This window comes from Sphingomonas sp. Marseille-Q8236, from assembly GCF_965112005.1.
Window position 1 is genome coordinate 193,297 of record NZ_CBCOPO010000001.1, and the last position, 15,253, is coordinate 208,549.

Annotated in this window: 10 protein-coding genes; all 10 read left to right on the forward strand. The window is 63.9% G+C overall.

Going from position 1 to position 15,253, the window contains the following annotated elements; all coding sequences use genetic code 11:
* Window positions 1-143 precede the first annotated feature (143 nt).
* Window positions 144-398 (forward strand): hypothetical protein, encoded by a 255-nt coding sequence (locus ACWPWT_RS00965; RefSeq protein WP_454278188.1) that lies wholly within the window; start codon window positions 144-146, stop codon window positions 396-398.
* Window positions 395-874: a BREX-3 system P-loop-containing protein BrxF gene (gene brxF, locus ACWPWT_RS00970; protein WP_454278189.1), complete on the forward strand. Its 480-nt coding sequence runs from the start codon at window positions 395-397 to the stop codon at window positions 872-874. Before ACWPWT_RS00965 ends, brxF begins: the two co-directional genes overlap by 4 nt.
* A complete protein-coding gene (locus ACWPWT_RS00975) occupies window positions 871-4,620 on the forward strand; it encodes a DUF6079 family protein (RefSeq protein ID WP_454278190.1) in 3,750 nt (1,249 codons plus the stop codon). The genes brxF and ACWPWT_RS00975 overlap by 4 nt, the downstream gene beginning before the upstream one ends.
* A gap of 1 nt (window position 4,621) precedes the next feature.
* Entirely contained in the window at window positions 4,622-5,644 is a 1,023-nt protein-coding gene (locus ACWPWT_RS00980; RefSeq protein WP_454278191.1) for a DNA methyltransferase, read from the forward strand.
* Window positions 5,645-5,720: 76 nt separating this feature from the next.
* On the forward strand, window positions 5,721-7,232 hold the full coding sequence (gene istA / locus ACWPWT_RS00985; RefSeq protein WP_454278192.1) for an IS21 family transposase: 1,512 nt from the start codon (window positions 5,721-5,723) through the stop codon (window positions 7,230-7,232).
* On the forward strand, window positions 7,219-7,947 hold the full coding sequence (gene istB, locus ACWPWT_RS00990; protein ID WP_062127353.1) for an IS21-like element helper ATPase IstB: 729 nt from the start codon (window positions 7,219-7,221) through the stop codon (window positions 7,945-7,947). The genes istA and istB overlap by 14 nt, the downstream gene beginning before the upstream one ends.
* Before the next feature lie 167 nt (window positions 7,948-8,114).
* Window positions 8,115-9,893 (forward strand): hypothetical protein, encoded by a 1,779-nt coding sequence (locus ACWPWT_RS00995; protein ID WP_454278193.1) that lies wholly within the window; start codon window positions 8,115-8,117, stop codon window positions 9,891-9,893.
* Window positions 9,890-12,676: a DEAD/DEAH box helicase gene (locus tag ACWPWT_RS01000; protein WP_454278194.1), complete on the forward strand. Its 2,787-nt coding sequence runs from the start codon at window positions 9,890-9,892 to the stop codon at window positions 12,674-12,676. The genes ACWPWT_RS00995 and ACWPWT_RS01000 overlap by 4 nt, the downstream gene beginning before the upstream one ends.
* On the forward strand, window positions 12,673-14,622 hold the full coding sequence (pglZ, locus tag ACWPWT_RS01005) for a BREX-3 system phosphatase PglZ (protein WP_454278195.1): 1,950 nt from the start codon (window positions 12,673-12,675) through the stop codon (window positions 14,620-14,622). The genes ACWPWT_RS01000 and pglZ overlap by 4 nt, the downstream gene beginning before the upstream one ends.
* Window positions 14,619-15,233: a hypothetical protein gene (locus ACWPWT_RS01010; protein WP_454278196.1), complete on the forward strand. Its 615-nt coding sequence runs from the start codon at window positions 14,619-14,621 to the stop codon at window positions 15,231-15,233. Before pglZ ends, ACWPWT_RS01010 begins: the two co-directional genes overlap by 4 nt.
* Window positions 15,234-15,253 lie beyond the last annotated feature (20 nt).

Genomic DNA, 15,253 nt, shown 5'->3' on the forward strand with positions numbered 1-15,253 from the left:
GGCGCCAGCATGGCCAACATGATGTCAATATCCATATTAGCGTAGCCGAGCGTCGCGTAGCCGCTGGTTGGCGGGCGCTAAAAGACGTCCTGCCAAAAAATCCAGTTGGCGAAGTTCAGGTTCATTCCTAAAATCCCGGAAGCATGAGGGGGAATGAGCATCTCGAACTGCTCCGCTTGGTCGGAGAAGCGCTTTACGGCGAGCGATGGCAGGCGCCTATTGCTGGCGACCTTGGTGTGTCCGACCGTGCGGTGCGCTACTGGATCTCAGCCGCTAACCCCTGCCCCGAGGATCTGGGTCTTCGCCTACTCGCCATCGTGGTCCGCAAGCGTGATTCGCTTGCCGGACTGGAGAAGGTCGTTCTGCGGCGGTTGAAGATGATCGGTGAACTGTCATGATCGATCATTGGGCATTTGCGCGGGATGCCAAGCACCTGTTGAACGCCACGGGCATATCGGGCGGCAAACCGGTGCTGCTCGTCGGTGACGAGAACTATCGAGGCATCACGCTCAAGGCACTTTCGGAACTCACCGGCGTGCTGCCGATCAACCTCAACGTCGTGCTCGCGCAGGCGCTGATCGATGCGATCGATACGAGGGCGGGCGTCAGCACGATTATCGCCGCGATGGCGCCAGAGTCTCCCATACTCCTGCTTGACCGCATCCAGATCCTGATGCTGCCACAGCTCAAGATCAACGCCATCGACGTGCTCTGCCGCGTCGCCCGGCGACGTGCCGTCTGCGCCTCCTGGCCGGGACGCGTCGATCGCGGCCGCCTCCGTTACGCCGATCCCGACCACCCCGAATGTCTCAACGAGGATGCGTCACGCGCACTCATCCTCGACCTATCGACTAACGAAAGCATATACGGATGAAGTACAGCGATCTCGTCAAGTTCGAGCCTATCGAGTCGGTCATTCAGCTGCTCGACGCGAACAAGGCGGACGAGGGCCGTCGTCTGGTCGCGAGCTACGTCATTTCGGAAGCGATGGCCGACCGCATTGCCGATGTGATCTTCCCCCAGCTCGGCTTCGACCCCGCGGTAGACCACAAGGGAATCCTTGTCGTCGGAAACTACGGCACCGGCAAGTCCCACCTGATGTCGGTAATCTCGACGATCGCCGAAGACGCCGAGATGATGCCGGAGGTCCGTAACGAAAAGGTGCGCGCCGCCGCAAGTCCAATCAGCGGCAAGTTCCAGGTGTTGCGCATCGAGATTTCCAGTCGGATGTCGCTGCGCGACATCCTGGTACAGGAGCTGGAAGGCTTCCTCGCTGCCAAGGGCGTCACGTTCAAGTTCCCACCCGAAGACAAAGTCACTCAGAACAAGACCGCGCTTATCGAGATGATGGACGTCTTCGAGCGGGGATTCCCTGGCCAGGGGCTGCTCGTCGTAGTCGACGAGATGCTCGACTATCTGCGCTCCCGCAAGGACACCGAGCTCGTCCACGACCTGTCTTTCCTGCGCGAGATCGGGGAGATCGCCAAGAACACCCGCTTCCGGTTCGTCGGGGGCGTGCAGGAGGCGATCTTCGACAGCGGGCGCTTCGCCTCCACCGCAGACAGCCTGCGGCGAGTGAAGGATCGCTTCCAGCAGGTACTGATCGACCGTCAGGACATCGGGTTCGTGGTCGCCGAGCGGCTGCTCCGCAAGGACGAACACCAGCGCGAGGCCATCCGCAAGCATCTGGAGCCCTTCGCCAAGTTCTACGGCAGCATGGGCGACAAACTCGATCAGTTCGTCCGACTCTTTCCTGTACACCCCGACTATCTCACCACCTTCGAACAGATCGAGTTTGCCGAAAACAGAAACGCTCTGTCGACGCTCTCCGGTACGATGCGGCGGATGCTTGATATGGAGGTGCCGACCGACCGTCCCGGCGTCATCACCTATGACAGCTTCTGGACCGATGTGCGCGCAAATCCCGCATTTCGTGCGCAGCCGGGTGTGCGCGATGTCGTACGAATCGCCGAAACGCTGCAGGAAAAGGTCGAGACGGCGTTCCCGAAGGGCAAGGCGATGAGCCGTCCCACAGCGCACCGCATCATCGACGGCTTGGCGATCAAGCGCCTGACCACTCCGAACATAAACGTGCCGATGGGCCCGACCTCCGCCGAGCTTCGCGATCAACTCCTGCTGATGAACCCCATGGCAGCCGATTTCCCTTCGGACGAGCCGGCTCAGGACCTGCTCACCTTCATCGACGCCACGATCGGCGACATCATGAAGGCGGTGAACGGGCAATTCATAACGCGTGCAACCGGAAGCGACCAAGTATACCTCGATGTCGCCAAGGACGTCGATTATGACGCCGAGATCGACAAGCGTGGCGAGAGCCTCGATGACGAGGATCTCGACAACGCCTACTATCAGGCGATCGCTCACCTGATGGAACGGACCGACGAGGCGACGCATCTACCGGGTCACAGGATCTGGCAGTATCCGCTCGAGTGGCACGAGCATCGCGTCCACCGCGACGGTTACCTGTTCTTCGGTTCGCCGAACGACCGCCCAACCGCCTATCCGGCGCGCGACTTCTATCTATACTTCGTCCAGCCGTATGATCCGCCGAAGTTCAAGGATGAGGAAAAGTCCGACGAGGTGTTCCTGCGTTTGGCCAGCAAGGACGAGGCGCTGACCGCGATCCTGCGGCGGTTCTCGTCCGCCTCGGCGCTGGCCGGGCTCAACAGCGGCAACGCCAAGACCGTCTACACCAACAAGGCCGAGGATGCGCTGAAGAGCATGCGCAAGTGGCTGCGCGACCAGCAGACCACCGCCTTCAACGTCACCTACCGGGGCAAGACTCGGACGCTCGGTGAGTGGGCGACGGGCTTCTCGGTGCGCGAGCGCGCTGGCATCAAGGGCGATGAGACCGTCAACTTTCGCGAATACATCAACGCGTCGGCTGGTTTCCTGCTCGCGCCGCACTTCGCTGAGCAGTATTCGGAATACCCAACGTTCGGCACGATCGTGACAGACGCCAACCGGAAGATGCTCTGCACGACAGCCGTGAAGGCGCTGTCCGGCCCCGTGCGGCCGAAGGACGCGGTCATGATCCTCGACGCGCTGAAGCTGCTGGACGGCCACAAGCTCGATCCGCGCCACTCCCCTTACGCCCAGGAGATCATCACTCGCCTTGCCGCCAAGGGCACCGGTCAGGTGCTCAACCGCGGGGATATCTTCGAGGCGACGTCCATGGCAGAGTCGTTCGTGCCGGGTCGCTTTGGGCTTGAGCCAGATCTCGTCGCAGTCATCCTCGCAGCTCTGATCCATTCGGGCGACGTGGTCGTGTCCGTCGCCGGCAGGAAGATCGACTCGTCGAACCTCGGTGACGGTTCGGCGTCGCTCGTCGAGGAGCTGGCGGCCTTCAAGCACGTCGAAGCGCCGAAGGACGTCAACGTGACGGTCCTGCGCGACCTCTACGAACTCTTCGGACTCCCCGCCGGCCAGGCGCAGGCCGCCGCCAAGGGCGACGACGCCGCGGTCCGCAATTTCCAGGACGCGCTCGAGAAGGTCATCGCCAGCACGCTCATGCTGGGAACGGGGCTAGAGAGCTCGCTCTCTTTCTGGGGTGCCTCGGTCATGTCGCCGGAGCAGGTCCAGGACGGCAGGACCCGGATCGACGCCGCGCGGAAGTTCGCCGAATCCAACACCGCCTACAACAGCCCTGCAAAGCTGAAGAACCTGCGGACCACGCCCGCCGACATCGCGGCGCGGACCGACGACTTCGCCGGCTTCCGCCGCATCGCCTCGCTCGTCGGCCAGATAGAGGCCGTCGCGAAGGACGCAACCTATCTGCAGCAGACCGAGATCGTCCTGCGGGACGACGATCCCTGGCTCGAGAAGGCCCGCAAAGCCCGGCACGAGATCGCCGGCCAATTGGGCGACGTGCTGGACGCTGCGGCCATGTCCGCAGTCCGCACGCGCCTCGCCACGCTCAAGAAGGATTACGTGACCCACTACATGTCGCTGCACGCGAAGGCTCGCCTCGGCGTAACGGAGAGCAAGACCAAGGGGGCGTTGATGAACGATCAGCGGCTCAAGACCCTCGAGCAGCTAACTCGCGTGCCCATCCTTCCGGGCAACGAGCTGGAGAGCTTCCGCAACACCCTCGCCGACCTGAAGACCTGCTCGGGCCTTGTCGAGAGCGAGCTGGCCGCGCGGGCGACGTGCCCGCACTGCTCCTATACGCCGAAGGCCGACCAGCTCCCGCTGACCGCCCCGGCGTCTTCGGTCCTAGCGGCGCTCGACCACCGGCTCGACAACTTGCTGGCGGCGTGGACGACCAGGCTGCGCGAGGAGCTCGACGATCCCATCACGCTCGCCGAAGGTCTTCAGCTGGTGGATGCCAAGTTGCGCGAACGCATCAAGGCGTTCGCAGCAGGCGGCGACCTGCCGGAACCGCTCGATGGGGAGATAGTGGCCGGTATCCGGGACGCTCTCTCTGACCTTGCCAAGGTGGAGATCACGTCAGCCGACCTTCGCGCCGCACTGACGAGCGGGGGATCGCCGGTGACCATCGACGACATCCGGAAGCGCTTCGAGAAGCTGCTCGCCGACGAACTCAAGGGCAAGGACGAGACGAAGGTACGCTTCGTCATCGTCGAGGGGGTGAACTGATATGGCGAGCCAAGTGCGCATGGACCTGAAGGGAGCCGGGCAGCCGGTGACGTGCCTCGGGCAGACTTTCGCCAATGACGACGAGCGTCGGGAGCACTTTCGTGTGCTCCTGCGAGAGCGACTCGCCGATGCTGCGTTCCGCGCCACGCCCGGCTTCCCGGCCGGTAGCGACGACGACATCGTGAAGATGTCGGATCCGCCATACTACACGGCTTGCCCGAACCCCTTCATCGGAGATTGGATCGGGAGCGCTGCCGCAGCGGAGCCGCACACGGCTTATGTTCGGGCTCCACTCGCCATCGACGTAGCGGTGGGGAAGACGGATCCGCTCTACAAGGCACATGGTTACCATACCAAGGTGCCCCATCAGGCGATCGTGCCGTCGATCCTCCATTACACCAAGCCCGGCGATCTCGTTCTCGACGGGTTCGGTGGGTCGGGCATGACCGGCGTCGCCGCGACGTTCTGTGACGTGGCGCCGCCGGCCTATAAGCGTTCCGTGGAGACACAATTCAAGAACGGCGGGCGTGACGCCCCCGCATGGGGCGCTCGTCGGGCGATCATCAACGATCTCTCGCCCGCCGCCAGTTTCATCGCCGCGAACTACATCACGCCGTTGGACGTGGACGAGTTCGAAAAGGCTGCCGAGAAGCTGCTGCGCGACGTGCGCGAGGAGATCGGCTGGATGTACGAATCCAACGGTCAACGCATTAACTACATGGTCTGGAGCGAAGTTTTCACCTGTCCGGAGTGCACGGGAACCATCAACTTTCATCGGGATGCCAAAAGTGACGACGAGGGGCGGGTGTCTGCTACGTTCCCCTGTCCACATTGCGGAGCCCAGTTGAACAAAGACCGTCTTGAACGCGTGTTCGAGAGCACCACTGATCCCGCAACGGGCGAGATCTGGCGCCGTGTGAAGTTCGAGCCAGTGCTAGTGAGCGTGGCAACGCCAAATGGCCGCGTTGAACGTGAACTCACGGCTGTGGATCGGCGTGGAAAAGGGACCCCGGTAGCGGGGTGATCGGCGTCGAAAAGGGACCCCTCATCCCGTTGGTCTAGGCTGTTCGCTTGGCGGTGTGTCAGGCGGCGAGATCGGGATGCTGGTATTGGAGACGGTGTTGAGGATCCGGCGCGAGCACGCGTCGGGGAAGGCCATCAAGGCGATAGCGCGGGACCTGCACCTGTCGCGCAAGGTGGTGCGCAAGGCGATCCGGGCGCCGGAAGCGGACATGGGGTATCGGCGGGAGGTACAGCCGCTGCCGAAGCTGGGGCCATTTCAGGCGCGACTGGATGCGTTGCTGGAGGAAGATGAGGCACGGCCGCGGCGCGAGAAGCTGCGCCTCACGCGCATCCACGACCTGCTGCTGCGCGAGGGGTTCGACGGCTCGTACGACGCGGTGCGGCGTTATGCGGCCCGCTGGCGCCGGGCGCGACGTCGCGATGTGATGAATGCGCCGGCGTTCATCCCGCTGCTGTTCCGGCCGGGCGAGGCTTACCAGTTCGACTGGAGCCACGAGGACGTGGAGATTTCGGGCAAGCCGATGCGGGTAAAGGTCGCGCATGTCCGGCTATGCGCGTCGCGGGCAATGTATGTGCGAGCCTATCCCCGCGAGACACAGGAGATGCTGTTCGACGCGCATGCGCGGGCGTTTGCCTTCTTCGGAGGTGTGCCGACGCGCGGCATCTACGACAACATGAAGACGGCGGTCACGAGCGTGTTCACGGGCAAGGAGCGTGTCTTCAACCGGCGCTTCCTGGTCATGGCCAACCATTACATGGTCGAGCCGACCGCCTGCTCGCCGGCGTCGGGCTGGGAGAAAGGTCAGGTCGAGAACCAGGTGCAAACCGCACGCGGCCGCTTCTTCCAGCCACGCCTGCGATTTACCAGCCTCGAGGAGCTGAACGGTTGGCTGGAGGCCGAGTGTCGGCGCTGGGCAGAGTTGCACCAGCATCCCGAGCAGAAGGAACTGACGGTTGCTCAGGCCTGGGCTGCCGAGCGCAGCGTGCTCCAGCCTGTTGTCGCACCCTTCGACGGCTTTCATGAGAGCGAGCATGCGGTAAGCGGCACATGCCTCATCAGCTTCGACCGCAATCGCTACTCCGTTTCTGCCAGGGTGGTGCGACGTGCCGTTCAGGTCCGCGCCTATGCCGACCGCATCGTCGTGCGCTGCGACGGTGAAGTCGTCGCCGACCATCCCCGGTTCTTCGGCCGCGACCGGACCATCTACGACCCGTGGCACTATCTGCCGGTGCTGGTGACCAAGCCGGGTGCCCTGCGCAACGGCGCACCGTTCCAGGGCTGGGAGTTGCCGCCTGCGCTGGCACGACTGCGGCGCAAGCTTGGCACCGGCGACGATGCCGACCGGCGGTTCGTGCGGGTGCTGGCAGCGGTGCTCGACGACGGGCTGGAGGCGGTAGAAGTGGCCGTGCGCGAAGCATTGCTGGCCGGCGTCGCCAGCGACGACGTCATCGTCAACATCCTGGCCCGCCGGCGCGAACCGCCGCGACCGCTGACTATTGTCACGCCAGAAGATCTGGCGCTGCGCCATCCGCCCCGTGCCGACTGCAACCGCTATGACAGCCTGCGAGGTCTCCATGCAGCGGCATGAGATGATGACGGCCATGGCCGAGTTGGGGCTGAAGGGCATGGCTGGCGCCTTCGACGAGGCGGTCACTACCGGTCTCCAGCGCAAGCGCACGACCATGGAGGTCCTGACCGACCTGCTGCGTGCCGAGGCGACGCACCGCCATGCAGCCTCGGTCCGTTACCGGATGTCGGCCGCCAGGTTACCCGCGGTGAAGGACCTCGACGCCTTCGTCTTCGGCGACACTCCCATCAACGAGGGACTGGTGCGCTCGCTGTACAGCGGCTCGTTTCTTCCGGGCCAACGCAACGTCGTGCTGGTCGGTGGAACGGGTACCGGCAAGACGCATCTCGCCACCGCCATCACTGCCAATGTGGTACGAGCCGGCGCCCGCGGACGCTACTTCAACACAGTGGACCTGGTGAACCGGCTCGAGGAGGAAACGCGCCTCGGCAAGGCCGGCACGCTGGCGGCCCAGCTTTCGCGCCTCGATCTCGTGGTGCTCGACGAGCTTGGCTACCTGCCGTTTGCACGCTCGGGCGGTCAACTGCTCTTCCACCTCGTCAGCAAGCTCTACGAGAAGACCTCGGTCATCGTCACCACCAACCTGGCCTTTGGTGAGTGGCCGACCGTCTTTGGCGACCCCAAGATGACCACCGCGCTGCTCGACCGCATTACCCACCATTGCGACATCGTCGAAACCGGCAACGACAGCTGGCGCTTCAAACATCGAAGCTGAAGCCTGGGGCACCGGCAGAGAACGCTTCGTGCTGGTTGCGCCTCCGGTCGGGCTACGCCCGCCCTACGCCGCAACCAGCACGAACAGTGCGCCCGTCATACCCGTTACGCTGCTCGACGAAGGGGGTCCCTTTTGGACGCCGATAGGGGGTCCTTTTTGGACGCCGATTGACAACGGCTGCTGATCATGCGTTGCTCACCAAGATTGAAGCGCTTCCGCTTCCGGAAGGTGTGCCGACGCAGCGGTTCCCGATCGAACAAATGTCTCATGGCTCGCGGATTGCACCTAAGGGCTTCACCCACGTTCACCATTTCTACTTGCCTCGAGCGCGGCAAGCACTCGCCGCGCTTTGGCGCTTGTCAGCGGCGGAGCCGAACGAGCGGGTCCGGAAAATGCTACTGTTCGCCGTTGAGCAGACGATCTGGTCATTCTCGGTCTTGAATCGATACAGGCCGACGGCGTTTTCGCAGTTCGGTCAATATCTCAACGGCGTCTACTATGTGGCTTCACAAACCGCGGAATGCAGTCCGTGGTATAGCTTGGAGGGTAAGTTCTCTCGGCTTGTTAGTGCATTTAGGTCCTTTTCTCCTAAGTCTCGCAACACGTTCGTGACTGTTGGCACTGCAGCAGAGCTGCCGGTCCCAGCATCAACGGTAGACTACATTTTCACTGATCCACCCTTCGGCGAAAATATCTACTATGCAGATTTGAACTTTTTGGTGGAGGCTTGGCACGGCGTTATCACGGCGGCTGCGGCAGAGGCAATCGTAGACTCAGGTAAGAAGAAGGATCTACCTTGGTATGAAAATGCGATGCAGGCCTGCTTCGCAGAGTATTTCCGGATACTGAAGCCTGGTCGATGGATGACGGTCGTTTTTTCCAATAGTCGCGCATCTGTATGGAATGCTATACAAGTGGCACTTCAACAGGCCGGTTTCGTGGTCGCTGAGGTCACGGCGCTTGATAAGACCATGGGAAGTTACCGTCAGGTCACGTCCGCGAACGCCGTGAAGCAGGACCTCGTCGTGTCGTGCTACAAGCCAAACGGCGGGTTGGAGGACCGGTTCGAAGCCCGTGGGCTGACTGACGACACGGCATGGGACTTCATCCGCACCCATTTGAAGAACCTGGCCGTGGTGAAGCGCAACAAGGTCGGCGGCATCGAGATGGTCGCCGAGCGCGATGCACGACGCCTCTTCGACCGGATGGTAGCCTGGTTCGTGCGCCACAACACGCCCGTGCCGTTGTCCAGCGCCGAGTTCCAGGCGGGGCTCGCCGAGCGCTTCCCGGAGCGCGACGGCATGTTCTTCCTGCCCAACCAGATCGACGAGTATGACAAGGCACGGATGCAGGCTGGCGATCCGCCGCAGCGCGACCTGTTCGTCGACGACGAGCGCACCGCGATCGACTGGCTCACCGACTTCCTCAAGGCGAAGCCATCGACCTATCAGGAGGTGCACCCCGACTTCACCCAGAAGACGGGCGCTGGTTGGCGCAAGCACGAGACAAAGCCCGAGCTGCTCCGGCTCCTCGACGAAAACTTCTTGAAGTTCGACGGCAACGGCCCCGTGCCGTCGCAGATCCACGCCTACCTCTCGTCGAACTGGAAGGAGCTGCGCAACCTCGACAAGGACGATCCCCAGCTCGTCGAGAAGGCGCGCAACCGCTGGTTCGTTCCCGATCCCAACAAGCAGCAGGACGTCGAGGCACGCCGCGAGAAGGCACTGCTGCGCGAGTTCGACATCTACAAGGCCCACAAGGGCAAGAAGCTGAAGGAGATCCGGCTGGAGGTCATGCGGGTCGGGTTCAAGGCGGCGTGGGCAGCCAAGGACTACCGCACCATCATCGACGTGTCGGCCAAGGTGCCGGACGAGGTGTGGCAGGAGGACGAGCGCCTCATGATGCTGCACAGCATGGCCGAGACGCGACTCGAGGCCGAGCGGTGAGCGCCGTCGCCGCGTCGGGCGCGGCGGTCGCCCAGCGCGGCGACTGGCTGTGGCACGGTCTCCTTGGCGCTGTACAGGTGATCGAGCGGCTGGACCGCTGGGGCGTACAGTCGCTCCGGGTGTGGTCACCGGCGTCCGGCACGGTGGCCCAGATCGAGGAGGCGACGGCCGAGCCGATCGGCGCGCATGCGCCCACGCTGGACACCATCGTGCACCGGGCGGCCGCGGCGCGCGTGCAGGAGGCGCTCGCGACCGAGGTCCTGCTCGCGCCCGTGCACTCCAGCGTCACCCCGCTGCCGCACCAGCTCTTCGCGCTCGAGCGTGCCATTGAGAAGGGGCGCGTCCGTCATCTGTTCGCGGACGAGGTCGGGCTCGGCAAGACGATCGAGGCGGGACTCGTCATCCGCGAGCTCAAGCTACGCGGCCTCGCGAAGCGCATCCTCGTGGTCGCGCCGAAGGGGCTCACCCCGCAGTGGCAGGCGGAGATGCAGCTCCACTTCGGCGAGACATTCCGCATCGCCGACCCGGGCGACTTCGACGCGGTGTCCCGCTGGTCGGACGACGACAACGTCTGGCGCGCCGCCGACCAGGTGATCTGCCCCCTCGACAGCGTGAAGCCGCTCTCCCGGCGGCGCGGATGGTCGTGGGAGCGGATCACCGCCTACAACCAGCGGCGCTTCGAGGACCTGATCACGGCCGGTTGGGACCTGGTGGTGATCGACGAGGCGCACCGGCTCGGCGGCAGCACCGACCAGGTGGCCCGCTACAAGCTGGGCGCCGCGCTCGCCGACGCAACGCCCAACCTGCTCCTGCTGTCCGCGACACCGCACTCGGGCAAGTCGGACCAGTTCCTGCGCCTGATGCAGCTCCTCGACCGTGAGGCGTTCCCCGGCGAGGACTGCATCGACCGCGATCGGGTGGCGCCGTACGTCGTCAGGACCGAGAAGCGGCTGGCCATCGACAACGAGGGCAATCCGCTCTTCAAGCCCAGGCAGACACGGCTCGTCACCGTCGACTGGGCGCCGAGGCACGACGCCCAGCGGCAGCTCTACGAGGCCGTCACCGACTATGTGCGGCACGGCTACAACCAGGCGCTGAAGAGCAAGCAGCGACACATCGGCTTCCTCATGGTTCTCATGCAGCGGCTGGTGACGTCGTCCACCGCCGCGATCGCCGCGACCCTCGGCCGCCGTCTCCAGGCGCTGGAGGATACGCCCGCGCAGCTGTCGCTCGCGCCTGACATCGACGTCGCCGAGATGGCGGACATGGACGGGCAGTCGCAGCTCGAGGAGCTGGTGGACTGGCCCGGCTGGCGGTCGGAGAAGGCGGAAGTCGCGACGCTGCTGCGTCTGGCGGAGCAGGCGCTCGGAGGGACCGACGCCAAGGTCGAGGCGCTGCTGGAGCACGTCTACCGCATTCAGCAGGAGGAGGACGACCCCGACCTGAAGGTGCTCATCTTCACCGAGTTCGTCCCGACGCAAGCGATGCTCGCTGCCCAGCTGCGCGAGCGCGGGTTCGAGGTGGCCACGCTGAACGGGCAGATGGCGGTGCAGGAGCGCGTCGCCGCACAGAAGGCGTTCGCCGGGACGGCACGGGTCCTGATCTCCACGGACGCCGGCGGCGAAGGCCTGAACCTCCAGTTCGCGCACGTCATGTTCAACTACGACATGCCGTGGAACCCCATGCGCATCGAGCAGCGCATCGGACGGGTCGACCGCATCGGGCAGAAGCACACGGTCCGCGCCACCAACTTCGTCCTAGGTGAGACGGTCGAGCACCGCGTCCGCGAGGTGCTGGAAGCTAAGCTGGAGGCGATCGCCGAGGAGTTCGGGGTCAACAAGGCGGCCGACGTAATGGATTCGGTCGAGGCGGAGGCGATGTTCGACGACCTCTACATCGATGGCATTCTCTCGCCCGATGCGGTCGAGCAGCGCGCCGACGCCGCGCTGGAGGAACTGCGGACGCGGATCGTCGCCGACCGCGAGCGGCGCGAGCTGCTTGGATCCGACACCCCACTTGATCCGGGCGCCGCCCAGCGGTGGCGCCGGCATCCCATCCACTTCTGGGTGGAGAAGGCGGTGACGGCCGGCGTGGTCGACGCCGGAGGCGACGCTCGGCGGGATGGCGAGACTTGGCGCATCGCCTGGCCCGGCGGCTCAACCGTCGATCGGGCATGCTTCGACGTCTCCGGTCTCGACGTCGCACCCGACGCGACCTTGCTGACCCTCGACAACGAGGCCGTTCGCGGCGTCATCGACAACCTTCCCGCGGAACCGCCGGGCCGCCCGATCCCGCGTGTGGCGGTGCCGCAGCTACCGGCCGGCGTGGATGGCGTTTGGTCGCTATGGCGCATCCGGATGACCACCATTCGGGTTGACGATCAGCGGTACATGCCGCTCTTCGTGCAGAACGGGCGGGCGTTCGCGCCCACGGCGCGCAGGCTGTGGGACATGATCGTCACAGGGGAAGTCGCGACAGCCGGCGACTACGCCACGACTCCGACCGCGGACCTGGAACGGTTCGCGGAGACGCAGGCCGAGCCGATCTACCTGGAGCTCCGCGACGGACACCTCCAGCAGCTGGAGCAGGAACGCCAGCGCGTAGCGGCGGCCTTCGACGCGCGTCGACGCGCAATAGGTCGGATCGGGCTCGAGAACGTCAAGCGTGCCCGGCTGGGCCGCCTCGAGGATGAGCACAAGCAACGCATCCGCGAGTTGCAGGAAGCGGCGGCAATGATGCCGAACCTCGAGCCGATCACCATTGTCGAGGTACGGACGGCATGACGGCATGGTCCGACCACGTCACGGCACCGTTTCAGCGCGAATTCGCTCGCCTATGGGTAGTCAGCGATCCCGACGAGATCCTGCTCGCCCCCACGGTCTATCGGATACTTGTGCAGAGGGGATTCGAGCTGGTCACCTATCGTGACCCCCTTGCCTTCCGGTATCGATACGAGACCGAGATACGCGCTTCGGCTGAATGCCATGCATACATCGTCCATGTACGTGGCGACGCAGGCGCCACCGTGCCCTGGGACGTTCTGAAAGACGCACGCATACATGCGCTGTCTATCCCGGAGCTGTTCGGCGCGCTGGACGCCCCTGCGGTGCGCGCAGTAGGATCCGAACGCTATGATGATCTGTGGCAGATCACATCATCCAAGCCGACCATGACGATGATGGGCACGGTCGCGACGAAGGACTTTCTGGCTGCCAACCTCTACCGCGTCGTCCCGGACCTGCTCCGCCGCCCCGCCAATTTCTGGGAGCAGGCATTCGAACTCTTCTTTCGCGGTTCGCCTCTTCCGCATCTCATAGCCTGTCATGTGGCCGACCGGGCCTGTCTGCCCGACGACATGTCGGTCGAAGTGGCGACATCGATCCTTTCCGACCGGGCGACATTCATCGACCGCGTGCAACGGGATTGGGACATCTTCGCAAGGGCGTCGGCACGGGACGAGGAGCCGCCTGGCGACATCATCCCCTTCTCACTTCCTGGCATCCGCGTGAATCTCGACAGCATGGTGTTGGACGGCACTATCGCCCCCGCGAAGGTCGAACAGGTCCCGCCATCTATGCCTCGCTGGATGCTCGTCGGGATGGTTCGGGATGATGATGCGGCTCGCGCCCTGGCCACGCAACGCATTGATCTGCTGCGGCAGGACATTCCGAAGGAAGGAGCCGCTTACAGCGACTGGCTGCGGTTCGCCGAACGTCACGCAGAGATCGTCGATGCCGCGCGGAGCGTGGCTGCCGACGCCACCGTGCCGGATTTGATGGGCGAGATCGCGCCTGCCATCGACGCCGCGCTGTTTGGCTGGTTGGCGAGTGGCTTCGATGGACTGAGCTTTAACAGCTACGCGACCGCTCCCTCCATCGTGCACCAGATCGCGCCACACATGGCGCATCGTCGCCGAATCGGTGAGCACAGGCAGGCGTTGATTGTCGTCGACGGCATCGCACTCGACCAATGGCTCATCCTGGAACGGCGCCTTCGCGCCAACCAGCCGGCCGTTATCGTCGACACCCGGTCATGCTTCGCTTGGCTGCCAACGGTGACCGGCGTCTCGCGCCAGGCAATCTTCACTGGCGATCAACCTCGCGCCTTCGCCAAGACGATCGGGAGCACTTCGCCAGAATCTGCCGCATGGCGCCGCTTCTGGCTGAACGAAGGGCTTGCCGAAAACCAAGTGTCCTACACCAAGGGGCTTGGTCAGCCTGGATCATGCGACGCGCTCATAGCCGGCCCGATTGCGAATGGCGTCGAGGTCATTGGGCTCGTGGTGGACACGATCGACGAGCTCCTTCACGGCGAGGTGTTCGGCAAGCAGGCACTGGTCGGCCGCATCGAGCACTGGCTTGGATTGGGAGAATGGGATCGGCTAGTGGCGTCGCTGATCGATGCCGACTACCATATCTACGTCACGGCGGACCACGGCAACGTGGACGTCGTCGGCATGGGTCGGCCGTCGGAGGGAAGTGCCGCAGAGGAGCGCGGCGAGCGTGTCCGCATCTACAACAGCGAGGCTCTCAGGCAGAAATCCTCCGCGACGATCGATGGCACCCGGGTAATGCAACCCGGAGGTCTGCCCGACGCCTACAAGCCGCTGTTCGCCCCGCATGGGCGGGCATTCATTCCGGACGGTCGCAGAGCCGTCGTGCACGGGGGCACATCCTTGGAGGAGGTAATCGTCCCGTTTGTAAGGATTACAAGGAAGGAAAACACGTGAGCACCGCATCACCGCAAATCGGCATTGATCGCTTCGTCGATGTGGTATGGATGCAGTTGGCCGCGTCGGTTGTGCGCGGAGAAATGCATGTAGACGGCCTATACGCCCGTCTCGCCGTAGACATTCCGGGCTTACAGGTTCGGCGGAAGACGGCCGGCATCTTGAATCGCATGTGGTTCCCGCAAGACGCCGCACCCCGGTCGCTGGCGGAAAACGCAGCGGGATTGGCAATAGAAGATAACGCGGAGCAGCTTGCTGCATTCGAAGCGGTCGCAATCGCGGCATATCCCTATTTCCGCCAAGTCGCAGAAAATCTCGGGCGCTTGCTGCGTCTGCAGGGCAGCTGCAGTGCAGGTGAGGTCCATCGCCGCATGTTCGAGCAGCATGGGAAACGCACCACGATCGACCAGGCGACCAGCTACTGCTTCAAGACCATGGCATCTTGGGGCATGATCGTGCGGTCGCCGGATAGACGTCTGACCGCTACGGAACCCCGACTCCTACGCGCACCAGCGAGGCGGCTCCTCGACAAAGCGGCAAACCTGTCGAGGCATAGCGTGACCCCCCTTCTGACGACGGACCCGCTGCTTTTCCCGTTTCAGCCGTTTTGAACTTAACTCAGTTTGGAAAC